The organism is Kitasatospora sp. NPDC094028 (assembly GCF_049543595.1).
Classification (GTDB): domain Bacteria; phylum Actinomycetota; class Actinomycetes; order Streptomycetales; family Streptomycetaceae; genus Kitasatospora.
Map to the genome: position 1 here is coordinate 14,235 of NZ_JBMVFA010000005.1, position 26,723 is coordinate 40,957.

Sequence of the window (26,723 nt, forward strand, 5' to 3'; positions counted from 1 at the left end):
GCCGTTCGCCGGAGCCGCGCCGGCTCAGGCCGCGAGGTCGGACTCCGGCGGCTGCTCCCCGGCCCGCACCGGCCCCCGGCCGCGACGGCGTCCGCGCCCGCGCGCCCCGGCCTCGCCGCGGGCCGTACCGCCGCGCTCCGGCGCCCGGATCAGCGGGGCGACGGCGGTGCGGGTCAGCGCGTGGCAGAACGGCACCAGCACCGCCATCGCGATCGGCGCCAGCAGCAGCACCACGGCGACGGCCAGCGCGAAGCCGCCGATCACGTCGGTCGGGTAGTGCACGCCCATGAACATCCGGCAGAAGCCCTGCAGCAGGGCCAGCCCGCCGGCGATCCAGCCGAGCCGCCGGTTCACCAGGAAGAGCGCCACCGCGACGCCCATGGTCATCGTCGAGTGGTCACTCACGAAGGAGTGGGTGCCGGCCTTGCCGTCCACCAGCACCAGCAGCCCGGAGTGGTCCACGAAGGGGCGGGGCCGGTTCACGATCGCGGCGATCGGCAGGTTGGCCAGCTCGGCGATCGCCACCGACAGCGGCACCCAGAGCAGCCCGGCCACCGCCACCGGCGCGTCCGGGCGGCGTCTGGCCTGCAGCCAGGCGACCAGGCCGAGCATGGCGAGGCCGATCAGGATGCCGTACTCGCCGATCCACGAGACCAGGTGGTCCAGCCACTGCGGAGAGCGTTTGGCCAGGCCGTTGACGGCGTAGAGCAGGCCGAGGTCGGGGTTGGTCGTGTCGGCAAGCGGCGTCGACACGCCGCACCTCCTTCTGGTCCGCTACACCTGTTCGTTTCCGCCGTGGCCCGCCCGGCGCGGAAAGCTGACGAGGGGCCATCAGACCAAACGTCATCGCCGGGACGGGCCGTTCCACTCGAAACGCGCGGTTATCGAAACTTGACTCAGCGTCCACACCACGCACACAGGGCACCCCTGTCTCAGCCGTTCCGCCCGGCCCGGCCGGGGCCGGCGGCGGGGGTGACAGGGGTGACGGGCGTGGCGGGGGCCGACCGGGCCGCTGCGGCGAGCGGTGAGGCCTGGGCCGCCGCGGTCGGCGCGGGCGGGGCTGCCACGGCCGCGGGCCGGTCGGGGGCGGAGGCGGAGGCGGAGGCGGAGGAGGCCGAGGCGGCGGCGGCCGGCGCCGGTCCGCCCGGGCGGCTGGGGGCGATCACGGCGCCGTTGCCGTCGTGGTCGCGGCTCGGGAGCGCCTGGGCGCCGTCCGAGGCGACCCGGGTCGCGCCGATGTACTCCCGGGTGTCGATCTTGTCGTAGCGGATCACCGCGCCGGTGTGCGGCGCGTTGATCATGTAGCCGCCGCCGACGTAGATCCCGACGTGGTGGATGCTGCGCGGATCGCTCAGGTCGGTCGCGAAGAACACCAGGTCCCCCGGCCGCAACTGATCCCGCGACGGGTGCGGCCCGGCGTACCACTGGTCGTTCGCGACCCGGGGGAGCTCGATGCCCACGCTCTCGTACGCGGCCCTCGTCAGGCCGGAGCAGTCGAACCTGCCCCCCTGCGAGGCCAGGCCCTCGCCGCCCCACAGGTACAGCGTGTTGAGCTTGGTCTGCGCGAAGTAGATCGCCGCGGCCGACTGCGCGGACACCTCCACCGGCGCGGTCGGCGCGGTGAAGCTGCGGGCCATCGCCTGGATGTTCTTCACGTAGCCCTGGGTCTCCCGGTACGGCGGGATCCCCTTGTTGCTCGTCACCGCGTACGGGCCGGCGTTGTACGCGGCCAGCATGTTGGCCTGCGGGTCGCCCGGGACGTTGGCGACGTCCTTGGCGAGCGCGCAGTCGTAGGTCGCCGCCGAGGCGATCGCGTCGTACGGGTCCCAGACGTCCTTCTTGCCGTCCCCGTTCCCGTCGGTGCCGTAGATCGCCCAGGTGCCCGGCATGAACTGCGCCATTCCCTGGGCGCCGACACCGGATCGGGCCTTCGGGTCGAAACCGCTTTCCTGGTACAGCTGCGCGGCGAGCATCGGCGGGGAGATCGCGTCGCAGAGCGATCCCCACTTCTGGATCGCGTCCTGGTAGACCGCCGGGACCGTTCCGGGGGAGAGCGCGGAGCGATTCGCGGACTGCTGCGGCGTCCCACTCGCCGCATACGTCCCGATCGTCACCAGACCGATGAAGCCGAACGCGACAACTCCCGCTGCAGCGGCGGCTGTACCGCCCTTCCGGAGTACCATCAGCACCATCCCGACGAATCGTCAGTCGAAGTGTCCCGGAAGGCGTTGCTCACCGCAATCATCAGAGATACAAAGAGTGAGCGCTATCCTTCGTACGGTGGACATCCTCGCGTACGTGTCCGATACCTCACGACCAATCCGCGAGAAGTAGCCAAGTCGACATCAGATCTGGCCAAGAATAGGCACCGACCCTTCGCGCGGGCGGGGTCAGGGCCCTTGAATTTGCCTGATCGGGCGGTGAGATGGAAATGAACCTGAGCAGCGTGCACACCTACGCGGTCGGCCACCTGGCCGAGGACCCACCAAAGAAGGCGAATATCGACACCATCATCGGGGGCATCGCCCCCGACTGGGGGCCGTTCGCCAGCCTTGGGTCGGAGGCGCGGGTGATGGTCGAGGTCGTCATGGCCGTCGCCATCCTCATCTGCCTCGGCATCGCCGTCTGGGGTGCGGCCAAGCAGCGGATCGGTGCGACCGCGCTGCGGGACAGCTTCGGCGCCGAACAGGGCAAGGGGCTGATCGTCGCCGGCCTGACCGGCGTGTTCATCATCGGATCGCTCGGCACTCTGTTCACCATTGTCTACGGTATGGCGATCTGACGATCGGGCAGTCATAAGCTCGGCTCGTCCGAGGCCAGGTCCCCCGACCGGACCGCCCGGCCGGCCTCGCCAGAAACCCACCCCGTACCCACCCTCCGTCCGCGCCCGCCCCCGGGCGGAGGGCCCCCGGAGCCGCCCGGCTCCCCGCACCAGGAGGGCCGCCGTGCCGTTGTCCGACGACCAGCCGCACACCCGTACGCGGCTGCCGGTCGGCGAACAGCCCTCCTCCCAGCCGAGCCAGCGTCAGTCCAGGCCGCTGCGCACCCTGCTGGCCGTCCTCGTGGTCGTCACCCTGCTCGTGATCGCCATCTCCATCGCCAACCGCGGCAAGCCCGACCCGGCTGGCAGCAGCCACTCCGCCGACCGCGCCGCCCCCAGCGCCCCCTCCGGAGCCGGCCCCGCGCCCAGCGGCGACCAGCCCGTCACCACCACCGCCAACGGCATCGCCTCCGGCTTCCCGCACAGCGACCAGGGCGCTCAGTCGGCCGCCGCCAACTACGCGGTGGCGATCGGCTCCGCGGACATGTTCCGCACCGACAGCCGCCACACCATCGTCACCACCATCGCCGACCCGGGCGCCGCGGCGACGCTGCAGAGCCGACTGGACCAGGGCTTCTCCCCCGAGACTGCGGCCAAGTTCGGGGTCGATTCGCAGGGACGGCCGCCCGCAGGCATGACCTTCGTCAGTCGGACGATTCCGGTCGGGACCAAGAGCAGCGGTTACAGCGCGGAGAGCGTCAAGGTCGACGTGTGGTGCACCGGTCTGTTCGGATTGGCCGGTGCGCGTTCGGTCCGGCCGGTCTCCGAGGAGTGGTTCACGCTCGGCCTCAGCCTGAGGTGGACCGGAACGGACTGGAAGCTCACCGACTTCACCCGAGCGTCGGGCCCGGCGCCCATCCCGCCGGACCAGCAGGCCGCGACCGCCGAGGAGATCACTGGTGCCGTCGAGCAGTTCGGAGGCTTCCGCTATGCCCGTTGACGGTAGTTCGGGCGTCGTTCGACGGGTCATGGGCCGCGTGGCGGGAACAGCCTTGTTCGGCGCACTCGCGGTCGTGCTGTCGGCCCATCGCGCGCTGGCCGCGCCGTCGCCCACTCCCAGCCCTGGCGCGACCAACACGAGCTGCCCCGGCATCCCCCTGCCCGGGAACGACGTCTACTGCGCTCCGCCGGGTAGTGGTGGCGGCTCGATTCCCGGCGGCAGCACCGTCGGCAGTGTGACCGATCCGCTCGGGTCGTTGGCCAAGGGGTGTGCGCAGGCGGCGGCCTGGGTGGTGCGGAACCTGTCGGGGGCGATCGACGGGACGACGAAGGTGGACTTCACCAATGCGTCGTTCCTGCAGCAGTACGCGGTGGTGTTCGCCGTGTCGACGGTGATCACGCTGGTGCTGTGGCTGCTGGCGGTGACGAAGCGGGCGGTCCGCGGGGCGCCGTTGACGACGGCGTTCACGGAGGCGATCGGCTTCCTGTGGCTGACGGTGGTGGCCTCGGCGTTCACGCCGTTGATCCTGTACACCGTGGTCAGCGTGACGGACGGGCTGACCAAGGCGATCGCGGTGGGGACGAAGTCGGACACCGGGACGTACCTGGGCGGGTTCGCCGACACGTTGGAGAAGGGGGACGTGGGCGGCGGGCCGCTGATCCTGGTGCTGGTGTCGCTGGTGGCGGTGCTGGCCGCGGCGGTGCTGTGGATCGAGCTGCTGATCCGGGCGGCGATGCTGTACGTGGGCGCGCTGCTGGGGACGGCGGTGTACGCGGGGCTGGTGGACAAGCAGCTGTGGAAGCACGTGCGCCGGTGGGCGGGGATGATGGTGGCGGTCGATCTGGCGAAGCCGATCATCGTGATCATCCTGGGCCTGGCGGGTGCGGTGGCGGGCGGGAGCGGGGCGGATGAGACGTTCTCGCGGGTGCTGTCGGGGCTGGCGATCCTGTTCCTGTCGATCTTCGCGAGTGCCGCGGTGTACCGCTTCGTGCCGGGGTTCGGCGACGAGATGCTGAACATGCGGCGGGCCCGGGCGAGTGCGGTGCAGGCCGGTTCGGCGATGATCAACGGCACCGCGAACCTGATGAAGCAGGGCATCAGCACCCACGGCGACCGCGGTCCGCAGTCGGCCGGCGGGGGTGGCGGGGGGGCCGGCGGCGGTTCGGTCGCGCCGGGCATCGCCGCGCACGCCGGCCGGACGCCGGCCCCGCCGCAGCAGGCCGGGCCGCCGCAGACGCCGGTTCCGATCCGTGACAGCAATCCAGCGAAGGGAGGGTGACGGGTAAGTGAGCAGCGAACCGCTCGGCCAGTACGGCGCCCAGTACGCCCAGCCGTACGTGCACCAGCGCCGCACCTACCTGATCGGCAAGGCCCGCCCGAACGCGCCGATCGGCCGGAACCGGGAGTCCGGCGAGATCGTACTGATCATCTTCGGGGCCTTCCTCGGCATGCTCTGGGGCCTGCTGATGCCGGTCCTGCCGCTGCGGATCGCCGGTCTGGTCGGCCTTCCGCTGCTGGCGATCGCGGCGGTGTACGTGCCGTACCGCAAGCGGACGTTCTACAAGTGGGTGGAGATCAACCGCACCTACCGCCGGACGATCCGCACGGGGCGGGCGATGTGGCGCTCGGATGCGATGGACGCCGGCACCCGGCTGGACGGCCGGGAGGTGGAGGTCGGCCCGCCGCCGGGGGTGGGGCGGCTGCGCTGGCTGACCGCGCCGTTCGGGCCGGACGAGGTCGGGGTGCTGATGCACCTGGAGCGGCGGACGGTGACGGCGGCGATCGAGATCGAGGGCCCGGGCGTCGGGCTGCGCGACTCGGAGGACCAGGAGGCGCTGGTCGACCGGTTCGGCACGCTGCTGAAGCACGTGGCCAACGGGGACGGCTTCGTGACCCGGCTGCAGATCCTGGCGCGGACGCTGCCGGCCGACCCGGACGCGCACGCCAAGGACGTCGAGCGGCGGGGCGATCCGGACGCGCCGCGCTGGCTGCAGGACTCGTACGACCAGCTGCAGTCGATGGTGTCGACCTCCTCGGAGCAGCACCGGGCGTACCTGGTGGCCTGCATGCACTACACCCGTGACCTGGCGGCCGAGGCGCACGCGATGGGCCGCAGCGCCTACGACCAGCCCTCGGCCGACCGGCGGGCCCGGGACGACGACGGGCTGGCGGCCGTGATGGCGCGCGAGCTGACCGACATCTGCGCCCGGCTGGCGGAGGCGGACATCCGGGTGCGCCAGCCGCTGGGGCAGGCCAGGCTGTCCTCGCTGCTGCACTCGATGTACGACCCGGACCACCCGATCGACCACATCCAGGCGATGTCCCGGCGCAACGCCTGGCCGGCCGAACTGGACGCGACGGACGCGCAGTTCCTGCGGGCGAAGACCCGGGAGTCGGCGACCCGGGAGCCGTGGTGCCACGCCACCGCGTGGATCAAGGAGTGGCCGCTGACCCCGGTGGGCGTCAACTTCCTGGCGCCGTTGCTGGTGCACACCCCGGACGTGATCCGCACGGTCGCGGTGACGATGGACCTGGAGCCCACCGACGTCGCGATCGAGCGGATGCTGACCGAGAAGACCAACGACGAGGCCGAGGCGAGCCGCGCGGCCAAGATGAACCGGACGGTGGACCCGCGCGACCTGGCCCACACCGGCCGGGTGGACCAGCGCGGTGACGACCTGGCCTCCGGCGCGGCCGGGGTGAACCTGGTCGGCTACATCACGGTCTCCTCGCGCAATCCGGACGCGCTGGCCCGCGACAAGCGGACCATCCGGGCCTCCGCCGGCAAGAGCTACCTCAAGCTGGAGTGGTGCGACCGCGAGCACCACCGGGCCTTCGTCAACACCCTGCCGTTCGCCACCGGTATCCGCCGCTGAGCACGCTCCCGCCCGTCCACCGCCGTCCGTTCCACCGCTGACACCCCAGGAGGCCGCCCATGGCGCTCGGCAACCTCACCGAGGCGTTCACCAGCCTGATGTTCGGCAAGGTGGAGACCACCCGGCTGCCGGTGCGCACCTCCACCGGGCAGGCGCAGGCGGTCTATCTGCCCACCGCCGCACCGGGGCTGGGCGACTCCGGGGTGATCATCGGGCGCGAGGTGTACAGCGGCAAGGGCTACGTCTACGACCCGTTCCAGCTGTACGGGCAGCAGCTGCCGGCTCCGCACTGGCTGGTGCTCGGCGAGTCCGGCAACGGCAAGTCGGCGTTGGAGAAGACGTACGTGCTGCGGCAGTTGAGGTTCCGCGACCGGCAGGTCGTGGTGCTGGACGCGCAGGGCGAGGACGGCGTCGGCGAGTGGAACCTGATCGCCAACGCGCTGGGCATAAAGTCGATCCGGCTGGACCCGATGGCGGCCCGGGACGGCGGGGTGAAGCTCAACCCGCTGGACCCGGCGATCACCCAGACCGGGCAGCTGTCGCTGCTGCGCACCATCGTCGAGGTGGCGATGGGGCGCGGGCTGGAGGAGCGGGCCGGCTTCGCGCTGAAGGCGGCGCACGCGCACGTGGCGGCCTCGGTGAAGGGCCGTCAGCCGGTGCTGGACGACATCATCGACACGCTGCGCAACCCCGACCTGTCGTCGGTGGAGTCGCTGGGCGTGGCGGTGGAGGAGGTGCAGTCCTGGGGTCTGGACGTGGCGCTGGTGCTGGACCGGCTGGTCGACGGCGACCTGCGCGGCATGTTCGACGGGTCGACCACCGAGGGCATCGACCTGGACGCGCCGCTGATCGTCTTCGACCTCTCGCACATCGACCGCAACTCGATCGCGATGCCGATCCTGATGGCGATCGTCGGGGTGTGGCTGGAGCACACCTGGATCCGGCCGGACCGGAAGAAGCGCATCTTCCTGGTCGAGGAGGCCTGGCACATCATCAACAGCCCGTTCGTGGCCCAGCTGTTCCAGCGGCTGTTGAAGTTCGGCCGCCGGCTCGGGCTCTCGTTCGTGGCGGTGGTGCACCACCTGTCGGACGTGGTGGACGGCGCGGCGGCCAAGGAGGCGTCGGCGATCCTGAAGATGGCCTCCACCCGGACGATCTACATGCAGAAGGCGGAGGAGGCGCGGGCCACCGGCCGGGTGCTGGGCCTGCCGCGCTGGGCGGTGGAGATCATCCCGACGCTGTCGCCGGGCATCGCGGTGTGGGACGTCAACGGCAACGTGCAGGTGGTGAAGCACATCATCACCGAGGCCGAGCGGCCGCTGGTGTACACCGACCGCGCGATGACCGAGGACGCGGTGGCCGAACGGGTGCGGGCGGAGCGGCAGTTGGCCGCCGAGCCGGGGGTCTGACGGCGGCCGGGGGCGGCTTCGCACACGGGTCGCGCACCGGCCGGACGGCGACGGTTCGTCAGCAGGTAATCCTCTTGTTACGTCCGACCCCCTGACAGCTACGCGCGTTGACCCTAGGCTGCACGGGCGGAACACCTCGCTCCTCCCGTGTTCCGCACCGCCCGAACGCCCGGTCCTGGTCCACAGCCGGCACTCCTCCAAGGTCAGAGGACCCTCATGCTCACCGTCAGATCCCGACGCGCGGCGCTCGCCGTCGTCGCCGCCGCAGGTCTGTTCGGCACGGTGGCCGTGCCGACGGCCGCGCAGGCCGCCGACGCCGACTCGAAGCGTCACAGGACCGTCAACCTCCAGCTGCTGGCGATCAACGACTTCCACGGCAACCTGGAGCCCCCGGCCGGCTCGTCCGGGACGATCAGGGAGATCGACCCGGCCACCGGCAAGGAGGTGCAGACCCCGGCCGGCGGCGTCGAGTACCTGGCCACCGCGCTGCGCCAGGCGCGCGAGGCGGCCGACGACTCGATCACCGTCGCGGCCGGCGACATCGTCGGCGCCAGCCCGCTCACCTCGGCGCTGTTCCACGACGAGCCGACCATCGAGGCGATGGACGAGCTCGGCCTGGACGTCACCTCGGTGGGCAACCACGAGTTCGACCAGGGGTCGGCGGAGCTGCTGCGCAAGCAGGAGGGCGGCTGCCACCCGACCGACGGCTGCTACGAGCCCGGCCGCACCTTCAAGGGCGCCAACTTCAACTACCTGTCGGCGAACGTCACCGACGAGAAGACCGGCAAGCCGCTGCTGCCCCCGTACTGGGTGACCAAGTCGCAGGGCGTGAAGATCGGCTTCATCGGCGTCACCCTGGAGGGCACGCCGAACATCGTGACGGCGGAGGGCGTCAAGGGCCTGAAGTTCGCCAACGAGGTCACCACGATCAACAAGTACGCCGCCGAGCTCAAGGCGAAGGGCGTCAACTCGATCGTCGCGCTGATCCACGAGGGCGGCTACCCGGCCAGCAACGTCTACAACTACGACTGCGGCGCGGCCGGGCAGGGCGTATCCGGCCCGATCGTCGACATCGCGAAGAAGATCGACCCGGCGGTCGGCGCCATCGTCACCGGCCACACCCACAACGCGTACGCGTGCAGCATCCCGGACCCGAACGGCGTGCCGCGCTCGGTGACCAGTGCCGCCTCCTTCGGCCGGCTGTTCACCCAGATCGACATGAAGCTGGACAAGACCACCGGCGAGATCGTCCGCCCCTCGGTCAAGGCCGAGAACCACGTGGTGCGCCGGACCGTCGAGAAGGCCCCGGACCTGACGGAGCTCGTCCAGCACTACGCCAAGCTGGCGGCCCCGAAGGCCAACCGCCCGGTCGGCTACATCGCCTCGGACATCAACGGCCGGGGCAGCAGCGACCTGGAGAAGCCGCTCGGCGACCTGATCGCCGACGCGCAGCAGGACGGCCTGGCCCCCGCCGACAAGGGCGGGGCGCAGGTGGCCTTCATGAACCCGGGCGGCATCCGGTCCGACCTGGTCTACAAGGCCTCGGGCAGTGAGGGCGACGGCGTGGTGACCTACGGCGAGGCGTTCACCGTCCAGCCGTTCACCAACATGATGCAGGTCAAGACGCTCACCGGTGCCCAGCTGGTCCAGCTGCTCCAACAGCAGGTCAGCGGCTCCAACACGGCCGCGCCGAAGATCCTCCAGGCGTCGTCGGGCCTGCGCTACACCCTGGACATGCGCAAGACCGGCGCGGACCGGGTGGTCGTGGACTCGATCCGGCTGAACGGCGCGCCGATCGACCAGGCCGCCAAGTACCGGGTCGCGGCCAACGAGTTCCTGGCCTCCGGCGGCGACGGCTTCCCGGCCTTCGCGGCCGGCACCGACAAGCTCGTCGGCGTCTCCGACCTGGACGTCTTCACGGCCTACCTGAGCGCCCACAGCTCGGCGGCCGCGCCGCTGAAGGCTCCGGCGCAGGACCGGATCAAGGTCATCGGCCCGGGCAGCGACATCGACTGACCGTGAGCCGGCAGGGACGGGCGGGGCGCTGTCGGGGCGCCCCGCCCGCTCTGTTTTCCGGGCTACGACCCGGGCTACGTCCCGGGCCGCTCCGGGGAGGGCCCGCCGGGCAGCCGGAGGGTGGCCAGCGCGCCCGGGCCGCCGTCCTCGGCCGGGCCCAGGGCGACCTCGCCGCCCGCCTCGCGGACGCTCTGCGCGACGATCGACAACCCGAGGCCGGAGCCCGGCAGTTGGCGCGAGGAGGGGGAGCGCCAGAACCGGTCGAAGACGTACTGGAGCTCGTCCGGCGGGATGCCGGGGCCGTGGTCCCGCACGGTCAGCACGCCCTGCTGGAGCCGGACTTCGATGGTGCCGCCGGGCGGGCTGTACTTCACCGCGTTGTCGAGCAGGTTGATCACCGCCCGCTCCAGCGACGCGGCGTCGCCGTGCACGTACCAGGGCTCGGCGACGGTGTCGAAGACCAGCCCGGGCCCGCGCAGCTTGGCCCGCTCGACGGCCCGGTCGGTGATCTCGTGCAGGGCGACGACGGCGTGGTGGCGCACCGGCTTGGGGGAGTCGGGGCGGGAGAGCTGCAGCAGGTCGCCGATCAGGACGGTGAGTTCCTGCATCTGGGCCTTCATGTTGCCCAGCAGCTTGGTCTTGGTGGCGGCCGGCAGCGGGCGGCCGGTGTCGTTGCTGCGGATCAGCAGGTCGACGTTGGTGCGCAGCGAGGTGAGCGGGGTGCGCAGCTCGTGCCCGGCGTCGGCGATCAGCCGGGTCTGCCGGTCGCGGGAGTTGGCGAGCGCGGTGCTCATGGAGTTGAAGGAGGTGGAGAGCCGGGCGATCTCGTCGTCCCCGTGGACGGGGATGGTGGTGCCGACCTCCTCGGTGCGGGCGATGTGCTCGACGGCGTCGGTGAGTTGGTCGACCGGCTTGAGGGCCGAGTGGGCCACCAGGCGTCCGGCGACGGCGGCGAGCAGGATGCCGCCGAGGGAGACGGCGCCGAGCAGGATGGCGAGGCCCTGGAGGGATTCCTCGACGGACTTGGTGGGCGTTGCCACCATGATCAGCACCGGCGGGAGTCCGGGACGGTGGAAGACGGAGACACGGACCATGGCGGGATCGCCGTTGGTGTAGTGGCCGTCCCGGATGGTCGATTGGCTGCTCGGGTGCCGGAGGGCGTCGAGGTCGCTCTTCTGGATCGCGATGGCGCTGCTGGCCATCTGCGGCAGGCAGACCTGGACCGGATCCGCCAGGACGTACTGGGTGTCCCGGGGGACGGCGCCTCCGGTGACCTCGGGCGGAGCCGTCTGGACCTTCTGGAGGGCTGCTTCGGGCGTGCTGGGACAGGGAACGTGGAGAGTCACCCCGCCGCGCGGGGCCGGGGCGTTCCGCAACTCCGTCCCCACCTGGTTGTACAGCTGCTTGTGCACGATGAACCAGCAGGCCAGCGCGGACAGCGCGATGGCCACCGCGACCGCGGCCGCGCTCAGGAAGGCGAGGCGGCCGCGCAGCGAGCGGGAGCGGTACCAGTGGACCAGCCGCTCGCGGCGGCGGGAGACGACGCGCGGCGGCGCCAGGGGCGGCGGCGGGACAGCGCTCACGCCTGCGCGCCGGCTGCCGGGCGCAGGGCGTAGCCGACGCCGCGGACGGTCTGGATGAGGCGGGGCAGGCCGCCCTGCTCGGTCTTGCGGCGCAGGTACATCACGTACACGTCCAGGGAGTTGGAGGACGGTTCGAAGTCGAAGCCCCAGACCGCCTTGAGGATCTGCTCGCGGGTGAGGACCTGGCGCGGGTGGGAGAGGAACATCTCCAGCAGCATGAACTCGGTGCGGGTGAGCTCGACCGGCTTGCCGGCCCGCTCGACCTCGCGGGTGGCGGTGTTCATCCGCAGGTCGGCGAAGGAGAGCACCTCGCTGTCGTCCGCGGCGGCGGCGCGGGCGGCGGCGGCCTCGACGGCGAGGGCGTTGCGGCGCAGCAGGGCGCGGACGCGGGCGAGGAGCTCGTCGAGTTCGAAGGGCTTGGCGAGGTAGTCGTCGGCGCCGACGTCGAGGCCGGTGACGCGGTCGCCGACGGCGTCGCGGGCGGTGAGCATCAGGACGGGGACGGTGTCGCCGCGGGAGCGCATCCGGCGGACGGCGGTGAGGCCGTCCATCCGGGGCATCATGATGTCCAGCAGGACGAGGTCGGGCTTGTCGCGTTCGACGGACTCCAGGGCCTCGTAGCCGTCGGTGGCGGTGGCGACCTCGTAGCCCTCGAAGGCGAGGCTGCTCTCCAGGGCGTCCCGGAGGGCGGGTTCGTCGTCGACCACGAGGAGCCGGGCGGCGGGCTGGCCGGGCTCGGCGGGGGTGCGGTCGTCGGCGGACGCGGTCATGGGCGGCTGCCCTTTCTGCTGGGGTGGAGGGCCTGCTGGGAGCCATTGTCCGTCGTGCGGACGGGTGGCGGTGGGGCTACAGGGTCTGGCCGGCTTCGAGTTTCGGCAGGACCTGCTTGATGTCGTTGATCGGGATGGCGAAGCCGAGGCCGACGCTGCCGGCGGAGCTGCTGCCGGAGGAGCCGGAGCCGTTCGGCGCGTACATCGCCGAGTTGACGGCGATGACCTGGCCGTTGGCGTTGATCAGCGGGCCGCCGGAGTTGCCGGGGTTGAGGGCGGCGTCGGTCTGGAAGGCCTTGTAGGTGGTGGTGTTGCCGCCGCCGGACCGCTGGCCGTTCACGCCGGGCAGGTGCGGGAGGCCGAAGCCGCCGTTGGCGCTGGTGCTGCCCTCGTCGAGCTGGACGGTGACGTCGCGGTTCTCGGCGCTGATGATGCCGGAGGTGACGGTGCCGGTCAGGCCGTCCGGGTTGCCGATGGCGACGACTGGGTCGCCGACCGCGACGGCGGAGGAGTCGCCGAGGACGGCGGGGGTGAGGTTGCGCGCGCCGCTCGCGGTGATGACGGCGGCGTCCAGGGACTTGTCGGTGCCGGTGACGGTGGCCTGGGCGGTGGAGCCGTCGTGGAAGGTGACGGTGATCCGGCCGCCGCCGGCCGCGGTGTCGATCACGTGGTAGTTGGTGAGGATCCGGCCGTCCTTGTCGAGCACGACGCCGGTGCCGGTGGCGGTGCCGCCCGCGCTCTTGACGGTGATCTCGACGACGCTGGGGGAGACCGCGGCGGCGATGGCCGGCACGTCGGCGCCGCCGTCCGAGCGGGCGGAGACCGGGCTGGCGATGGTGCCGACGCGGTTGTCGGCCGCCTGCCGGTCGGCGGTGACCAGCCCGCCGGTGACCCCGCCGAGGACGGCGGCGACCGCGGCGACGGCGGTCACCAGGGCGAGCCGGCCGCGCAGCAGGCCGCGCCGGGCCCGGCCGCCGCGGCCGCCCTCGCCCTCGGGCCCGCCGCCGGGGCCGAGGATGGTGGGCGGCTCGGGCGGTACGGGCGGCGGCGGGGGCGGCCCGTCGTAGCCGCCGGCGGCGTGCTCCTCGCGGTGGGCGTACGGGTCCTGGCCGCCGGTGACGACGGTGCCCTCGATCACGTGGGGCTGCCGGTACGGGGCGTACGGGCCGTTCTGCTGCTCGCCGTAGGGGCCGTACGCGTCCCGCCGGTCGCCGTACGGGTCGCTGGGGTGCCGGTGCTGTTCGCTCATGCCGACCAAGCTCCGCCCGGTGGATGAGGACCGGATGAGAAGCGGCTCAGAACGGTCCGAGAAGCCCGTTGGCTTCTCATAAAGCCTGGTCAGGCCGCCTGCGGAGCGGAATCGGCTATTCCGCCGCGGCCCGGCCGGGTGCGGCCCCGTCGCAGCCGCAGGAGCGGCGGATGACCAGGCGGGCCGGGAACTTGCGGACCCGCTCGGTGTCCGAGCCGGGGACCATCAGCGAGTCGTCCAGGACCAGCTCGACGGCGGCGCGGGCCATCGCGTCGCGGTCGGAGGCGACGGTGGTCAGCGGCGGGTCGGCGAGCGCGGCCTCCGGCACGTCGTCGAAGCCGGCCACCGCGAGGTCCTCGGGGACCCGCAGGCCGACCTCGCGGGCGGCCCGCAGCACGCCGATGGCCTGGTCGTCGGTGGAGCAGAAGATCGCCCGCGGCCGGTCCGGGGAGCGCAGTACGCCGAGTGCGACCTCGTACGCGCCGTAGCGGTGGAAGGGCGCGTCGATCAGGTGCGGCTCGGTGGGGACGCCGTGCGCGTCCATGGCCCGCTGCCAGCCCTCGACGTGGTCGATGACCGGGTCGCCGGGGGCGGGGGACTCGACCGGGCCGCCGAAGCAGGCCACGTACGGGTGCCCGTGCTCCTCCAGCAGGTGGCGGACGACGGCCTCGGCGCCGCCCACGTCGTCGGTGACGACCGCGACGTCGTCGATCGCCTCGGGGCGGCGGTGCAGCAGCACCACCTTGGCCCCCTCCATCGCGGCGAACTCCTCGGCGGCGCGCTGCGAGGGGCCCTGGCTGACCAGGATCAGGCCGGAGACCCGCATGCCGAGGAAGGCGCGGACGTAGTGGACCTCGCGGTCGTCGACGTAGTCGGAGTTGCCGATCAGCACGAGCTTGCCGCGTTCGGAGGCGGCGCGTTCGACGGCGTGCGCCATCTCGGCGAAGAAGGGCTGGCGGGCGTCCGGGACGACCATGCCGATCAGGTTGGTGCGGCGGGAGGCCATCGCCTGGGCGACGCTGTTCGGCCGGTAGCCGAGCTGCTCGATCGCGGCGAGGACCTTCTCCCGGGTCGCGGGCGCGACCGGGCGCGGCCCGTTGTTGATCACGTAGCTGACGACCGCGGTCGAGGTCCCAGCCAGTCGGGCTACATCGTCGCGCGTCACCTTGGCCACGGAGGGAGTCTACGCGTGTGGTCTACGGGGCGGCAGTGTGATCCGGGACCGCCGGCGGGCACACCGGGAGCAATGCGGACGAGCCGGGCGGGGTGCGGCCCGCCCGGCCTCCGTCAGGCGTCCAGTGCCGCGGCGGAGCGCTGGACGGGCTCCGGGCGCTCGCCCTTCTCGGGCTTCTCCGGGACGACGAAGCGGTAGCCGACGTTGCGCACGGTGCCGATCAGCTGCTCGTGCTCGACGCCGAGCTTGGCGCGCAGCCGCCGGACGTGCACGTCCACCGTCCGGGTGCCGCCGAAGTAGTCGTAGCCCCAGACCTCCTGCAGCAGCTGCGCCCGGGTGAAGACCCGGCCGGGGTGCTGGGCGAGGTACTTCAGCAGCTCGAACTCCTTGAAGGTGAGGTCGAGCGCCCGGCCCTTGAGCTTGGCGGAGTAGGTGGCCTCGTCGACCGAGAGGTCGCCGTTGCGGATCTCCATCGGGCTGTCGTCGACGGCGACCTGCAGCCGGCCGAGCGCGAGCCGCAGCCGGGCCTCGACCTCGGCCGGGCCGGCGGTGTCCAGCAGGACGTCGTCGATGCCCCACTCGGCGGTGACGGCGGCCAGCCCGCCCTCGGTGACCACGAGGATCAGCGGGCAGGCGATGCCGGTGGAGCGCAGCAGCTGGCAGAGGCTGCGGATCTGCGGCAGGTCGCGCCGGCCGTCGACCAGGATGACGTCCGCGCTGGGGGTGTCCACCAGGGCCGAGCCCTCGGCGGGCGCCACCCGGACGCTGTGCAGCAGCAGGCCGAGGGCGGGCAGCACTTCCGCGGAGGGCTGCAGTGCGTTGGTGAGGAGGAGGAGAGAACTCATACCCGGTGGTCCCCTTTCCGGGTCGTCGCGGTCGCTGTTCGGCTGCCGCCACAGCCGGATGGCGCACGTGCTGAGGTGGGGGAGTGGACGACGGGCGCCTGGGACGTGCCGGGGGCGTGCGGGCGGTGCCGGGCGCGGCGGCGCGCGCGCCCGGGGGTCCGCGACCCCTGGCGCACCGTCTCGGCCCTGCTCATCCCGCGAACCCTCCGGTCTGGTCCGGTGCCGGGCGGCGGCCCGGGCCCGGTGGCGACACCCCGGGCGGTCGGGCACGTCGTCGTGCCGCGAGCGGCGGGGCGGTCCCTGCGGCGCGTCGGGGGTGGGCCGACGAATCGCAAGAACGTCCGTACTGGCGTCCTGTAAGCACGAAAGGACCCGGGGGCGACTCTGCCCGGGTCCCTCTCTTGGTGGACGAGGATAGCCGACCCCCGGCCGGGCCGGGAGGTGTCGAATCCGGCACACCGCCCAATTCGGTCGCCGCCCGGGTGAGCCTGGACACAGCTTCGGACGGCCGCCGCGGCCCCTCCGGCCAGGGCGATTGCCGCTCGCGGTGGCCGACCGGCCATCATGGGGACGCACATCGGCGGCGCAGCTCGGGTCCATCGTTCGGGTGGTTTCGACGGCCGACGCGGTGGCGAGCCGGACCGGGGCACCCGGGACGGGCGAGGACGACGAGAAGGGGTGGCCCGATGGGCGCGACCACCGAGCCCGCGAGCGGCGCCCGGGTGCGCGGGACGATCCGCTACTGGGCGGCGGCGAAGTCCGAGGCCGGGCTCGCCGAGGAGCCGTACGAGGCGGCGACCCTGGCGGAGGCGCTGGCGGCGGCCAAGGAGCGGCACGCCGACCGGCCGAAGTTCGTCCAGCTGCTCGGGCACTGCTCGTACCTGGTCGACGGTGTGCAGGTGGGCGGCCGGGAGCACGGCACCGTCGCCCTGACCGAGGGCGGGACGGTCGAGGTCCTTCCGCCGTTCGCGGGAGGCTGAGCGGCGTGACGGACATGAACAACCCGAACCACGGCGGCTACGGACAGTGGCCGCAGCAGGTCCCCCCGCAGCAGCCGCAGCACCCGCACCCGCCGCAGGGGCAGCAGCCGCCGTACGGCCACCCGATGGACGACGCCGCGACCGCGCTGCTGCCGCCCGTGCCGCCGATGGACGACGCGGCGACGACGCTGCTGCCGCCGGTCCCGCCGATGGACGACGCGGCGACCACGCTGCTGCCGCCGGTCCCGCCGTTGGACGACGCGGCGACCGCGCTGCTGCCGCCCGTGCCGGCCTCCGGTGCGCTGCCGGTTGCCCCGCCGCCGTTCCGGCCGCAGGCGCCCTACCCGCCGCAGGGGCAGGCGCCGTACCCGCCGCAGGGGCAGGTGCCGTACCCGCCGCAGGCGCCGGTGGGGACGCCGCCGCAGCCTCCGGTCCAGCCGCAGCCCCGGCAGGGGCGGCACGCCGCACCCGCCCGGGCCGCGGCGCCGCAGCCCGTCGCCCAGCAGCCGATGGCGCCGGTGGGGATGCCGCCGCAGCCGGTGGCGCCGGGCCTCGACCAGCCGACCATGGCGCTCAAGCGCCCGGACGTGCCCGCCGGCCCGCCCTACCCGGGCGTCCCGTCGCAGCAGCCCCAGCCCCAGCCGGTGATGCAGCCGCAGCCGCAGGGCCCGGCCGCTCGGACCGGTTCGCCGATCATCGACCCCGGCCTGCAGCCCGCGCTGATCACCGCCGCCGTCGCCGCGCTGCTGGCCGGCGGTGCCGCGCTCGGGCAGGTGGCGCTGGCCGTGGTGGTGGCGGCGCTGCAGCTGCTGACGGCGGCCGGCTGGTTCCGGCTGAACGGCATGTGGCCGGCCCGGCAGGGCATCCTGCTGGCCGCGCTGGCCGGGTGGACCGCGACCGCGGCCGTGCTGCTGGCGGACTCGGAGGGCTCGGCGGCCGCCGTGGTGGGCGCGCTGGGCGGGTTCTTCCTGCTGGTCCTGGTGTTCCAGACGTTCCGCCCCTCGGACCCGAAGGAGCGCTTCTACGCGCTGACGGTGCTGGGCTCGGCCACCGTGGTGACGGCGCTGTGCACCATGCTGCTGCTGGCCGACTGGGTGCCGGCCGGCGTGGGCGCGGTGGCCCTGGCCACCGTGCTGGCCGCGGCGCCGATTCCCGGCCCGAAGCAGGTGGGCCCGGTGCTGGGTCTGGTGGCCGCGGTGCTGCTGGGCCTGCTGGTGGGCGCGCCGCTGGCGCTGGGGGCGCTCGCCGGGCTGGGCGCGCTGGTCGGACGCCGGGTCGCGGCGTACGACTTCCCGTCCCGCTTCGTGCACATGACGGCGGGCGTGGCGCTGCCGCTCGCGGTGGCCGCGCCGCTGATCTGGATCGCCACCGACCTGCTGGTCTGAGCCGCGCCGCGGTTCCGAGACCGTTGCGCACCAGGAACCGCCCCGGAACCATGCTCCGGGGCGGTTCGTCGTACGGTCGTGCGGACGTGGCCGTTCCGAGCGGTCACCACGAGACCGTGAACGACGACGAACGACGGCCGCGACCGGCGACGACGGGGGAGTGCGATGCGCGGATGGCTGAAGGCGACGATCGGCCTGGCGGTGCTCTGCGGCCTGCTCGCGGGCGCCGACCGGATCGCGGTCGGGGTGGCCGAGGACGAGGCCGCCGACAAGATCGTGCAGAGCGGCCGGATGAGCCAGCGCCCGGACGTGTCGATCGAGGGCTTCCCGTTCCTCACCCAGGCGCTGTCGATGAAGCTGGACGACGTCCGGATCTCCTCGGACGGCCTGGCGGTCGGTGACGGCCACCAGCAGGTGGCGCTGCACTCGTTCAAGGCCAAGCTGTCCGGCGTCGCGGTGAGCGGCGGGCTGAACAGCGCCACGGTGGACAGCGCCAACGGCAGCGGGGTGATCACCTACGCGGATCTCGCGCAACTGCTGCCGCCGGCGAGCCAGTTGATGCACGGGAAGCTCCCGGTGGGCGGGTCCTCGCGGTTCAGCCTGTCCTACGCGGGGCCGGGCAGGGTGAAGGCCTCGCTGGGGCCGATCCCGGTCGGGGAGGGCTCCGTGCACAACCAGGGGAACACCATCACGGTGGACGGCTTCCAGCTGAACGGCCTGGCCGGGGTGCTGGCCGGGGCGACCGGTCAGCAGCTGGAGCCGATGAGCTTCACCCTGGACTCGCTGCCGGCCGGGCTGAAGCTGGCCGACAAGGACGGCGCGACGCCGCTGCAGGACGGGCTACAGCTGTCCTTCGACGGCAAGGGCGTCAAGCTCCTCGGCTGACCGGCCGGGCCCGCGGGCCGCCCCGCCGCCCCGGTCTCCTTCGGTTCCGCTTCCTTCCGCTCCGTTCCGCTCCGTTCCGTTCCGCTCCGCGAGACGCGCTGTCCAGCGCGGACCGCGGAGCGCTGCCGTTTCCGCCCGTTGTGCCCCGCGGCCGGGGCGCCGCCGCGCCGCCGGGCGGGCCGCGCCCGGCCGCACCGGACGTCGATCCCGCGATTCGGATGATTCGATCTCAGGATTCGATACGCTGATGACAGCGGCCCTCGGGTGTCCCTAGCATCGTCAGCATGAAGCGACAGACGGATCTCACGAAGCGGCGGGCGGTCGACCTGTGCCGCGTGGCCGCCTGTCTGTGTCGAATGCGCTGACTCGGCACCCCGGCAGGGCAGTTGACGCCCCTCGCCGATTCTCCTGCCGATCTCCCCGGTGATCCCGCCCGGCCGTTGCGGCCGCTGGTCGCCGTCGTGCCCCGCAGTTCCCGCCCGGTCGTACCGGACCCCTGTTCCGTCTCGCTATTCGGACGGATTTTCGGACCACTGTCTTCCGGGCACCCGTGCATCGCCCCCTGAGCAGCACCTTCCGCCAACCGCCCTCGGATGGAGAACACCACCATGAGCCGCAGCGACGTCCTGGTCGACGCCGACTGGGTCCAGGCCCACCTGGACGACCCGAAGGTCGTCATCGTCGAGGTCGACGAGGACACCTCCGCCTACGAGAAGAACCACATCCGCAACGCCGTCCGGATCGACTGGAAGCAGGACCTCCAGGACCCGGTCCGCCGCGACTTCATCGACCAGGCCGGCTTCGAGGCGCTGCTCAGCGCCAAGGGCATCGCCAACGACGACACCGTCGTCCTGTACGGCGGCAACAACAACTGGTTCGCCTCCTACGCCTACTGGTACTTCAAGCTGTACGGCCACGGCGACGTCCGCCTGCTGGACGGCGGCCGCAAGAAGTGGGAGCTGGACTCCCGCGACCTGGTCTCCGAGGTCCCGGCCCGCCCGGCCACCGAGTACACCGCGCAGGCCGCCGACTCCTCGATCCGCGCCTTCCGCGACGACGTGATCGCCGCCATCGGCGACCTCAACCTGGTCGACGTGCGCTCGCCCGACGAGTTCTCCGGCAAGCTGCTCGCCCCGGCCCACCTCCCGCAGGAGCAGTCGCAGCGCCCCGGCCACGTGCCGAGCGCCCGCAACATCCCGTGGGCGAAGAACGCCAACGACGACGGCACCTTCAAGAGCGACGACGAGCTCAAGGCCCTGTACGAGGCCGAGGGCATCGACCTGGCGAAGGACACCATCGCCTACTGCCGCATCGGCGAGCGCTCCGCGCTGACCTGGTTCGTGCTGCACGAGCTGCTCGGCCAGGCGAACGTCAAGAACTACGACGGTTCGTGGACCGAGTACGGCAGCCTGGTCGGCGTTCCGATCGAGCTCGGCAGCAACTGAGCCCCCGGCTCGCGCGCAAGGCGGAAGGGAAACACAGACATGTGCGGTGCGAAGGCCGGCGGCCCGGACCTGGCAGGAGTAGACGTGGCGAACGAGACGATCATCCAGGGTTCGGTGACCCGCGACGGTGAGCCGGTGAACGGCTACGTCCGACTGCTGGACGAAAACAACGAGTTCACGGCCGAGGTGCCCACCTCGGCGACCGGGCAGTTCCGGTTCTTCGCCCGCCCGGGCAAGTGGACCCTGCGCGCGCTGGTGCCGGGCCAGACCGTGGACCGTCAGGTGGTGGCCTCCCAGGGCGCCGCCGTCGAGGTCGCGATCGCGGTCTGATCAGCCCGAGCGCCAGGAGGAGGGCCCCCGCCCGGCGGGGGCCCTCCTCAGTCGCGTCGATCGGCCGTACCGTGGAGACGTGCAGGCAAGGCGGCGGCGCCGCTACTACTACGCCATGATGGGCGTCTGCCTCGGCCTCTTCGTGCTGGCCTGGGGCGTGGTGCGGTTCTTCTCGGTGGGCGCGGCGATCGGCCTGTGCCTGGTGGCGATGGTCATCCCGCCGGCCGCCGCGGTGTTCGCCAACAAGCGGGACCCGGAGGACGACTGGTGGAACGACCCGCGCTGGGACGACCCGAAGTGGGACGACCCCGGCCACGACCGGGACCGGCCGGACCACGAGCCGCGCGACCGCCCGTAACGCCCGTGCGCCCGTAACGCCCGTGCGCCCGTAACGCCCCTGCGCCCGTGGCCCCCGTGGCCCCCGTGGCCGGCGGGCCGCCGCCGTCAGTAGACGAGCGCCTGGACGCCGTCCGCCATGATCTCGCTGACGAAGACCTGCGCGCCCGCGATCCGGACGCCCTCGACGGTGTCCTTCTGCTCGATCCCGCGCCGGGTCGCGCACTGGGTGCACAGCGTCACCGAGCCCGCGGCCAGGATCGACTCCAGCAGGTCCGGCAGCGGCGCCGCGTGCGGCAGCTCGAACTCCGCCGCCCGCCCCGGCAGGGCGAACCAGGAGGACTCCCCGGTCAGCCAGAGCGAGACCTCGATCCCGCTGGCGACGGCCACCGCCGCGACCGTGAACGCCTGCGAACACCGCTCCGGCGCGTCCGCCCCGGCAGTGACCTTGATGACGAGCTTCTTCGACATGGCGCCACCTTAGAGGCCCCGCGCCCGCCGCCTGCCGTCATCCCCGGATCCCTTGGGCGAATCCTGGACGGCGGGCCGGCGACCGCCGCGCGGCCCGCCGGCGTCGGCGCGCCCGCACGTGGTGGTGGGGCTCGCCGCGAAGGCCCCGAGCTCGACGGATAGAGTGAGCGCCAGCAAAATCCACCACACTGTCGCCGCCTGGGAGCCCCCCGTGTCCGGTCTGGAAATCTTCTTCGACGGTCTGCTGGCCCTCATGGCCGTGCTGATCACCTGGTTCGCCATCTTCTCGGTGATGAAGCTGTACCAGGGCCAGCGCTGAGCCTGCCGTACGGTTGAGGCATCCGCACACCGACGACAGCGACCAGGAACATGATCGAGATCCCCTCTGACCTCCACAGGGACGTCGTCCCGCTCGCCTTCCTCCTCGGTACCTGGGAGGGCGCGGGCGTCTACGACTTCCCGGGCACGGAGAAGTGCAACTTCGGCCAGGAGATCGTGATCCGGCACGACGGCCGCCCCTTCCTGGAGTTCCGCTCCCGCACCTGGGTGCTGAACGAGCAGGGCGAGAAGGTCCGCCCGCTGGAGAGCGAGCACGCGTTCTGGCGCATCACCAGCAACCACGACGGCACCAGCGGTGCCCGCGGGATCGAGATCTCCTCCGTCCGTGACGATGGCACCGTGGAGATCTGGTACGGCGAGCTGGCGGACGGCAAGCCGCAGATCGACGTCTCCACGGACGCGGTGGCCCGGATCGAGGGCTCCCCGGAGTACTCCGGCGGCAAGCGGCTGTACGGCTTCGTCAACGGCGAGCTGCTCTGGGTCGGCGAGAAGGCCGCCCCGAACGTGCCGCTGCGCCCGTACATGTCCGCGCAGCTGAAGAAGGTGCTCAGCCCGGCCCAGCTGGTCAAGGACATCAACGACCTGCCGGACGACGGCATCGCCTTCTTCAAGTAGGCCCCGCAGGACAAGAGGTAGGGACCGGCCCGCAGCCGGTCCCTACACTTGCCTCAGGACCCCCGACCTTGGCAGGGACAGCACCATGGCGGATACCGGCACCACCGAATGGCAGCTCTCCGGCGACTGGAAGACGGACCTGCGCGAGCGCGGCTACCGGCTCACCCCGCAGCGCCAGCTCGTGCTGGAGGCCGTCGACGTGCTCGACCACGCCACCCCCGACGAGATCCTCGGCCACGTCCGGCGGACCGCCAGCGGCGTCAACATCTCCACCGTGTACCGCACCCTGGAACTGCTGGAGGAACTGGGCCTGGTCTCGCACGCCCACCTCGGCCACGGCGCCCCGACCTACCACCTGGCCGGCCGCCACCACCACCTGCACCTGGTCTGCCGGGACTGCGACAAGGTCACCGAGACCGGCACCGAGATCGCCCAGCCGCTGATCGACCGGCTGCGCGAGCAGCACGGCTTCGACACCGACCTCAAGCACTTCGCCATCTTCGGCCGCTGCGCCGACTGCACCGCCAAGCTCGCGGACGGCCGGTCGTAAGCTGGCCGGTATGACCGGTCTGAAGAGCCCGCTGCTTGCCCTGCCCGGAGCCGTCCCCGCCGAGGGGCCCGACGAGGGCGTCGCCGCCCACTACGGCGAGCTGTTCGGCGAGCAACGCCGCCTCTCCCGGGGGGAGGGTTTCGTCGACCTCTCGCACCGCGGCGTGGTCACCGTCACCGGCCCGGACCGGCTGGGCTGGCTGCACCTGCTGCTCACCCAGCACGTCAGCGAACTGCCGCCGCAGCAGGCCGTCGAGGCGCTGGTGCTGTCCGCGAACGGGCACGTCGAGCACGCGCTCTCGCTGGTCGACGACGGCACCACCACCTGGGCGCACGTCGAGCCCGGCACCCAGGGCGCGCTGGTCGCCTACCTGGAGAGCATGAAGTTCTTCTACCGGGTGGAGGTCGCCGACGCGACCGCCGACTACGCCGTGGTGCACCTGCCGGCCGGCTCCGCCGCCTCCGTCGAGGGCGCCGCCGCCGTCCGTGAACTCCCGTACGGGCGCGACCTGTTCGTGCCGCGCGCCGATCTGGAGAAGCTCTCCGCCGGGTACGGCCCGGCGGCCGGCGTCTGGGCCTACGAGGCGCTGCGGATCGAGGACCACCGTCCCCGGCTGGGCTTCGAGACCGACCACCGGACCATCCCGCACGAGGTGGACTGGCTGCGCACCGCCGTCCACCTGCAGAAGGGCTGCTACCGCGGCCAGGAGACCGTCGCCCGGGTGCACAACCTGGGCCGCCCGCCGCGCCGGCTGGTCTTCCTGCACCTGGACGGCACCGAGGAGGTGCTGCCCCCGCACGGCACCGAGGTGCGCCTCGCCTCGGACCCGGACGGGCGGGCGCTGGGCTTCGTCACGTCCTCGGCGCGGCACCACGAACTGGGGCCGATCGCGCTGGCGATCGTCAAGCGGAACGTCCCGGTGGACGCGGTGCTGCTGGCCGGGACGGTGCCGGGCACCCAGGACGTGATCGTCCCGCAGTAGGGGGCCTCAGACCTCGACGAGGACGGTGAACGGGCCGTCGTTCACCAGCGCCACCCGCATGTCGGCGCCGAACCGGCCCGTCTCCACCTTGGCGCCCAGCGCGCGCAGCCGGGCGACCACCTCGTCCACCAGCGGCTCGGCGACCGGGCCGGGAGCCGCGGCGTTCCAGGTGGGGCGGCGGCCCTTGCGGGCGTCGCCGTAGAGCGTGAACTGGCTGATCACCAGCAGCGGCGCGCCGATGTCCGAGCAGCTCTGCTCGACGCCTTCGTCGTCGGCCGGCAGCAGCCGCAGCGTCCAGAGCTTGCGGGCCAGTTGGGCCGCCTTGGCCGGGGTGTCCTCGTGGGTGACGCCGACCAGGACGCAGAGCCCGGGCCCCTCGATCGCGCCGACGGTCTCTCCGGCCACGGTCACCCGGGCCTCGGTCACTCGCTGCACCACTGCTCGCATGCCGCCATTGTGCCGGAGCCCCGAACCGCGGCCGGAGGGCCCCCGGACATGCTCCCGGACCGCCCGCGGCGGGGCTGAGGAGAGGCCGCGGAGAGGCCGCGGAGGGCTTGCGGGGGCGCAGAACTGGGGCGTGCGCTGGGGTGGCGCACGCCGTGTAGTGGGCGCCTGCGCGGGGGCGGGCGCCGCTCTTCCTGCGGAAAGGCCTGGTCATATCAGCCACCCCCGTTCGCCAGGGGGCCGTTCGGGTGCACGGGCGGTGCGCGCGCGCCGGGCGGGGTGGCACGCTGGGGCCACACGAAGGGTCCGGGGCGTCACATGGTCCGCCGCGCCGGGCCGGGGTTCGGCCGGGCGGTCGAGCCGGTGGGTCAGGCGTTCCGGTGGGGTCGCTCCGGCGGGTGGTTCCCGGCCGGGAGGCGGAACCTCCGGCAGCGCCCGGGCGTGCCGACGTACGGGACGCGCGAGCCCGTCGACCGACGGGCCGGACCGGCGGCAGGGACTGGGTGCCGTGAGCGGGCGGGATCGGACGACGGCAGGTGGCTGGATGATGGACGCGAGCAGCGCGGCACGGGAACGCTCCGATCGGTCGGCCCTGGCCGGCCCGGTGGATCCGGCGGACCCGGCCGACGCGGACGGCGAGCCCGAGTTGGAGCGGCTGGGCCTGGAGCAGCTGCGGATCCTGCGTCGCGAGACCCTGGAGCAGGAGGCCGACCTCTCCTACCTGCGGCGGCTGCTGCACGGCCGGATGGACATCCTGCGCGCCGAACTCGACCGGCGCCCCGGCGGCGGCCCGGCCAGGGCCGCGGCGGCGGTCGGCGAGCAGCCCCCCGGCGACCTGCTGGACCGCCTGGCGGCCATCCTGACCGACGCGCCCTCCACCGTGCGGCGCTCGGCCCGGCACGTCACGCTCGGCCCGCCGCGCACCCGGGAGTCCCGGCTGGAGGCGGACGAGCTGATGGGCGACGTCCAGCTGGCCGACCTGGCCGCGCACCCGGCCGAGGAGCTGCTGGCCGCGCTGGAGCGCCTGCGCGCGCACGAGCGGGAGGTGTCCGGACGGCGTCAGCGGCTGCTGCGCACGGCGGACGGTTGCAACGCCGAGATCACCCGCAGGTACCGTGATGGGGAAGCACGGGTCGACGACCTGCTCGCGGGCGGCCCGCTCTGATCGGTTGAGGCACTGCGGGCGGGGGCCCGGCTCGCCCCCGGTCCCACCCTCGCCCCGGAAGGCCCCTGCCATGTCCCAGTCCGTCGCCCCGCCCGTTCTCGCCGAGGTCGTCCGTTCGGGTTTCACCGAGGGCCGCCACCACGGTTCGCTGGTGCTGCTCGCCGCCGACGGCTCGGTCGAGTTCGCGCTCGGTGACCCCGACGCCCCGGTGTTCCCCCGGTCCACCGCCAAGCCGTTCCAGGCGGTGGCGACGCTGCGGGCCGGGCTGGAGATCGGGGGCGAGCTGCTGGCGCTGGCGGCGTCCAGCCACTCCGCAGAATCGTTTCACCTCGATGGTGTACGAGCGATACTCGGCTCCGCCGGCCTGGACGAGAGCGCCCTGCGCACCCCGGCGGACCTCCCGCTCGACGAGACCGAGGCGGAGCTGCTGCTCGCCGCCGGCGGCCGCCGCGCCCCCATCCTGATGGACTGCTCGGGCAAGCACGCCGGCTGGCTGGCCGCCTGCGCCACCAACGGCTGGGACACCGGGAGCTACCTCGACCCGGCCCACCCGATCCAGCGGCTGGCCCGCGAGGCCCTGGTGGAGAGCACCGGCGAGACCCCCGTCCACGCCGGCGTGGACGGCTGCGGGGCGCCGCTGCTCGCCGTCTCGCTCACCGGCCTGGCCCGTGGCTACCGGGCCCTGGTGCTGGCCGCCGAGGGCACCGAGCAGCGCCGGGTGGCCGACGCGATGCGCGCCCACCCCGAGTACGTGGCCGGCACCCGCCGCGCGGACACCTGGCTGATGCGGGCCGTCCCCGGCGCACTCTCCAAGATGGGTGCCGAGGCCGTCCAGGTGGTCGCCCTGCCGGACGGCCGGGCGCTCGCCTTCAAGATCGACGACGGCGGCGAGCGGGCCCGCGGCCCGGTGCTGGCGGCCGCGCTGCGCCGGCTCGGCGTGACCGGCGCGGACGACACCGTCGAGCGGATCGGCGCGGCCCCGCTGCTCGGCGGCGGCCTGCCGGTCGGCCTGGTGCGGGCGGCGTTCTGAGCCCTCCGCGACCCGCCCCGGCGGGCGGTGTCGGGGTGCGGGCGGGCGGACGGCGGTGCACGGTGGACCGGGGGCCGTCGCAC

Annotated in this window: 26 protein-coding genes and 1 pseudogene; 18 read left to right on the forward strand and 9 right to left on the reverse strand. The window is 73.0% G+C overall.

Annotated features, from left to right (window positions below; genetic code table 11):
- Positions 1 to 24 precede the first annotated feature (24 nt).
- Together ACPC54_RS10090 and ACPC54_RS10095 are read right to left on the reverse strand one after the other, a co-directional pair.
- A complete protein-coding gene (locus ACPC54_RS10090) occupies positions 25 to 753 on the reverse strand; it encodes a phosphatase PAP2 family protein (protein ID WP_498963249.1) in 729 nt (242 codons plus the stop codon).
- 437 nt (positions 754 to 1,190) lie between these two features.
- A pseudogene (locus tag ACPC54_RS10095) lies at positions 1,191 to 2,183 on the reverse strand (C40 family peptidase); the annotation flags it as partial.
- Positions 2,184 to 2,431: 248 nt separating this feature from the next.
- On the opposite strand from ACPC54_RS10095, the gene ACPC54_RS10100 reads away from it, so the two are divergent.
- The 6 genes from ACPC54_RS10100 to ACPC54_RS10125 all read left to right on the forward strand — a co-directional run bounded on the left by ACPC54_RS10100 (position 2,432) and on the right by ACPC54_RS10125 (position 10,062).
- Complete coding sequence (locus ACPC54_RS10100) at positions 2,432 to 2,782, forward strand: DUF8827 family protein (RefSeq protein ID WP_045692278.1); 351 nt, start codon at positions 2,432 to 2,434, stop codon at positions 2,780 to 2,782.
- 163 nt (positions 2,783 to 2,945) lie between these two features.
- The gene (locus tag ACPC54_RS10105; RefSeq protein WP_498963251.1) at positions 2,946 to 3,761 is read left to right on the forward strand and encodes a hypothetical protein; all 816 of its coding nucleotides are present in this window, start codon (positions 2,946 to 2,948) and stop codon (positions 3,759 to 3,761) included.
- A 28-nt stretch (positions 3,762 to 3,789) separates the two neighbouring features.
- Positions 3,790 to 5,040: a hypothetical protein gene (locus ACPC54_RS10110; protein WP_498963822.1), complete on the forward strand. Its 1,251-nt coding sequence runs from the start codon at positions 3,790 to 3,792 to the stop codon at positions 5,038 to 5,040.
- Positions 5,041 to 5,047: 7 nt separating this feature from the next.
- Positions 5,048 to 6,637 carry an SCO6880 family protein gene (locus ACPC54_RS10115; protein ID WP_498963253.1) on the forward strand — a complete coding sequence of 530 codons (1,590 nt, stop codon included), beginning with the start codon at positions 5,048 to 5,050 and terminating at the stop codon, positions 6,635 to 6,637.
- 59 nt (positions 6,638 to 6,696) lie between these two features.
- On the forward strand, positions 6,697 to 8,046 hold the full coding sequence (locus ACPC54_RS10120; RefSeq protein WP_045692282.1) for an ATP-binding protein: 1,350 nt from the start codon (positions 6,697 to 6,699) through the stop codon (positions 8,044 to 8,046).
- A gap of 216 nt (positions 8,047 to 8,262) precedes the next feature.
- A complete protein-coding gene (locus ACPC54_RS10125; protein ID WP_498963256.1) occupies positions 8,263 to 10,062 on the forward strand; it encodes a bifunctional metallophosphatase/5'-nucleotidase in 1,800 nt (599 codons plus the stop codon).
- 74 nt (positions 10,063 to 10,136) lie between these two features.
- Here ACPC54_RS10125 and ACPC54_RS10130 read toward each other — a convergent pair whose 3' ends face one another.
- From ACPC54_RS10130 to ACPC54_RS10150, 5 genes are all read right to left on the reverse strand, one after another.
- A complete protein-coding gene (locus ACPC54_RS10130) occupies positions 10,137 to 11,645 on the reverse strand; it encodes a sensor histidine kinase (RefSeq protein ID WP_498963258.1) in 1,509 nt (502 codons plus the stop codon).
- The gene (locus tag ACPC54_RS10135) at positions 11,642 to 12,415 is read right to left on the reverse strand and encodes a response regulator transcription factor (RefSeq protein ID WP_498963260.1); all 774 of its coding nucleotides are present in this window, start codon (positions 12,413 to 12,415) and stop codon (positions 11,642 to 11,644) included. Before ACPC54_RS10135 ends, ACPC54_RS10130 begins: the two co-directional genes overlap by 4 nt.
- Before the next feature lie 76 nt (positions 12,416 to 12,491).
- Entirely contained in the window at positions 12,492 to 13,664 is a 1,173-nt protein-coding gene (locus tag ACPC54_RS10140) for a S1C family serine protease (RefSeq protein ID WP_498963262.1), read from the reverse strand.
- A gap of 115 nt (positions 13,665 to 13,779) precedes the next feature.
- Positions 13,780 to 14,838: a LacI family DNA-binding transcriptional regulator gene (locus tag ACPC54_RS10145; protein WP_498963264.1), complete on the reverse strand. Its 1,059-nt coding sequence runs from the start codon at positions 14,836 to 14,838 to the stop codon at positions 13,780 to 13,782.
- A 113-nt stretch (positions 14,839 to 14,951) separates the two neighbouring features.
- Positions 14,952 to 15,683, reverse strand: a complete 732-nt coding sequence (locus tag ACPC54_RS10150; RefSeq protein WP_498963266.1) for a response regulator transcription factor — start codon at positions 15,681 to 15,683, stop codon at positions 14,952 to 14,954.
- A 686-nt stretch (positions 15,684 to 16,369) separates the two neighbouring features.
- On the opposite strand from ACPC54_RS10150, the gene ACPC54_RS10155 reads away from it, so the two are divergent.
- From ACPC54_RS10155 to ACPC54_RS10185, 7 genes are all read left to right on the forward strand, one after another.
- On the forward strand, positions 16,370 to 16,663 hold the full coding sequence (locus ACPC54_RS10155; RefSeq protein ID WP_045692288.1) for a MoaD/ThiS family protein: 294 nt from the start codon (positions 16,370 to 16,372) through the stop codon (positions 16,661 to 16,663).
- Positions 16,664 to 16,668: 5 nt separating this feature from the next.
- The gene (locus ACPC54_RS10160) at positions 16,669 to 18,048 is read left to right on the forward strand and encodes a hypothetical protein (RefSeq protein ID WP_498963268.1); all 1,380 of its coding nucleotides are present in this window, start codon (positions 16,669 to 16,671) and stop codon (positions 18,046 to 18,048) included.
- A 165-nt stretch (positions 18,049 to 18,213) separates the two neighbouring features.
- Positions 18,214 to 18,933 (forward strand): LmeA family phospholipid-binding protein, encoded by a 720-nt coding sequence (locus ACPC54_RS10165; RefSeq protein WP_498963270.1) that lies wholly within the window; start codon positions 18,214 to 18,216, stop codon positions 18,931 to 18,933.
- Positions 18,934 to 19,217: 284 nt separating this feature from the next.
- A complete protein-coding gene (locus ACPC54_RS10170; RefSeq protein WP_350517234.1) occupies positions 19,218 to 19,298 on the forward strand; it encodes an Ms5788A family Cys-rich leader peptide in 81 nt (26 codons plus the stop codon).
- Between the two features lie 243 nt (positions 19,299 to 19,541).
- Positions 19,542 to 20,378 carry a sulfurtransferase gene (locus tag ACPC54_RS10175; RefSeq protein WP_498963272.1) on the forward strand — a complete coding sequence of 279 codons (837 nt, stop codon included), beginning with the start codon at positions 19,542 to 19,544 and terminating at the stop codon, positions 20,376 to 20,378.
- Positions 20,379 to 20,417: 39 nt separating this feature from the next.
- Complete coding sequence (locus ACPC54_RS10180) at positions 20,418 to 20,708, forward strand: DUF1416 domain-containing protein (protein ID WP_045692289.1); 291 nt, start codon at positions 20,418 to 20,420, stop codon at positions 20,706 to 20,708.
- A gap of 79 nt (positions 20,709 to 20,787) precedes the next feature.
- On the forward strand, positions 20,788 to 21,066 hold the full coding sequence (locus ACPC54_RS10185) for a DUF3099 domain-containing protein (protein WP_498963274.1): 279 nt from the start codon (positions 20,788 to 20,790) through the stop codon (positions 21,064 to 21,066).
- 86 nt (positions 21,067 to 21,152) lie between these two features.
- On the opposite strand, the gene ACPC54_RS10190 is transcribed toward ACPC54_RS10185, so the two are convergent.
- Positions 21,153 to 21,515: a DsrE family protein gene (locus tag ACPC54_RS10190; protein ID WP_392882614.1), complete on the reverse strand. Its 363-nt coding sequence runs from the start codon at positions 21,513 to 21,515 to the stop codon at positions 21,153 to 21,155.
- 369 nt (positions 21,516 to 21,884) lie between these two features.
- Between ACPC54_RS10190 and ACPC54_RS10195 the strand changes: the two genes are divergently transcribed.
- From ACPC54_RS10195 to ygfZ, 3 genes are all read left to right on the forward strand, one after another.
- Positions 21,885 to 22,469, forward strand: a complete 585-nt coding sequence (locus ACPC54_RS10195; protein ID WP_498963277.1) for a heme-binding beta-barrel domain-containing protein — start codon at positions 21,885 to 21,887, stop codon at positions 22,467 to 22,469.
- An 85-nt stretch (positions 22,470 to 22,554) separates the two neighbouring features.
- Positions 22,555 to 23,019, forward strand: coding sequence for a Fur family transcriptional regulator (locus ACPC54_RS10200; RefSeq protein WP_498963279.1), 465 nt, complete (start codon positions 22,555 to 22,557; stop codon positions 23,017 to 23,019).
- A gap of 19 nt (positions 23,020 to 23,038) precedes the next feature.
- Positions 23,039 to 24,001, forward strand: coding sequence for a CAF17-like 4Fe-4S cluster assembly/insertion protein YgfZ (gene ygfZ, locus ACPC54_RS10205; RefSeq protein ID WP_498963824.1), 963 nt, complete (start codon positions 23,039 to 23,041; stop codon positions 23,999 to 24,001).
- 6 nt (positions 24,002 to 24,007) lie between these two features.
- Here the strand turns inward: ygfZ and dtd are convergent, their stop codons facing one another.
- The gene (gene dtd, locus ACPC54_RS10210; RefSeq protein WP_498963281.1) at positions 24,008 to 24,448 is read right to left on the reverse strand and encodes a D-aminoacyl-tRNA deacylase; all 441 of its coding nucleotides are present in this window, start codon (positions 24,446 to 24,448) and stop codon (positions 24,008 to 24,010) included.
- A gap of 541 nt (positions 24,449 to 24,989) precedes the next feature.
- On the opposite strand from dtd, the gene ACPC54_RS10215 reads away from it, so the two are divergent.
- Both ACPC54_RS10215 and ACPC54_RS10220 read left to right on the forward strand, forming a co-directional pair.
- Entirely contained in the window at positions 24,990 to 25,610 is a 621-nt protein-coding gene (locus ACPC54_RS10215; protein WP_498963283.1) for an RsiG family protein, read from the forward strand.
- Positions 25,611 to 25,680: 70 nt separating this feature from the next.
- Positions 25,681 to 26,640, forward strand: coding sequence for an asparaginase (locus ACPC54_RS10220; RefSeq protein ID WP_498963285.1), 960 nt, complete (start codon positions 25,681 to 25,683; stop codon positions 26,638 to 26,640).
- Positions 26,641 to 26,723 lie beyond the last annotated feature (83 nt).

Coding starts and splice junctions, on each gene's coding strand:
- ACPC54_RS10100 (WP_045692278.1), top strand. CDS start 2,432: ATGAACCTGAGCAGCGTGCACACCTACGCGGTCGGCCACCTGGCCGAG.
- ACPC54_RS10110 (WP_498963822.1), top strand. CDS start 3,790: ATGGGCCGCGTGGCGGGAACAGCCTTGTTCGGCGCACTCGCGGTCGTG.
- ACPC54_RS10120 (WP_045692282.1), top strand. CDS start 6,697: ATGGCGCTCGGCAACCTCACCGAGGCGTTCACCAGCCTGATGTTCGGC.
- ACPC54_RS10125 (WP_498963256.1), top strand. CDS start 8,263: ATGCTCACCGTCAGATCCCGACGCGCGGCGCTCGCCGTCGTCGCCGCC.
- ACPC54_RS10135 (WP_498963260.1), bottom strand. CDS start 12,415: ATGACCGCGTCCGCCGACGACCGCACCCCCGCCGAGCCCGGCCAGCCC.
- ACPC54_RS10140 (WP_498963262.1), bottom strand. CDS start 13,664: ATGAGCGAACAGCACCGGCACCCCAGCGACCCGTACGGCGACCGGCGG.
- ACPC54_RS10150 (WP_498963266.1), bottom strand. CDS start 15,683: ATGAGTTCTCTCCTCCTCCTCACCAACGCACTGCAGCCCTCCGCGGAA.
- ACPC54_RS10155 (WP_045692288.1), top strand. CDS start 16,370: ATGGGCGCGACCACCGAGCCCGCGAGCGGCGCCCGGGTGCGCGGGACG.
- ACPC54_RS10165 (WP_498963270.1), top strand. CDS start 18,214: ATGCGCGGATGGCTGAAGGCGACGATCGGCCTGGCGGTGCTCTGCGGC.
- ACPC54_RS10170 (WP_350517234.1), top strand. CDS start 19,218: ATGAAGCGACAGACGGATCTCACGAAGCGGCGGGCGGTCGACCTGTGC.
- ACPC54_RS10175 (WP_498963272.1), top strand. CDS start 19,542: ATGAGCCGCAGCGACGTCCTGGTCGACGCCGACTGGGTCCAGGCCCAC.
- ACPC54_RS10180 (WP_045692289.1), top strand. CDS start 20,418: ATGTGCGGTGCGAAGGCCGGCGGCCCGGACCTGGCAGGAGTAGACGTG.
- ACPC54_RS10190 (WP_392882614.1), bottom strand. CDS start 21,515: ATGTCGAAGAAGCTCGTCATCAAGGTCACTGCCGGGGCGGACGCGCCG.
- ACPC54_RS10195 (WP_498963277.1), top strand. CDS start 21,885: ATGATCGAGATCCCCTCTGACCTCCACAGGGACGTCGTCCCGCTCGCC.
- ACPC54_RS10200 (WP_498963279.1), top strand. CDS start 22,555: ATGGCGGATACCGGCACCACCGAATGGCAGCTCTCCGGCGACTGGAAG.
- dtd (WP_498963281.1), bottom strand. CDS start 24,448: ATGCGAGCAGTGGTGCAGCGAGTGACCGAGGCCCGGGTGACCGTGGCC.
- ACPC54_RS10215 (WP_498963283.1), top strand. CDS start 24,990: ATGATGGACGCGAGCAGCGCGGCACGGGAACGCTCCGATCGGTCGGCC.
- ACPC54_RS10220 (WP_498963285.1), top strand. CDS start 25,681: ATGTCCCAGTCCGTCGCCCCGCCCGTTCTCGCCGAGGTCGTCCGTTCG.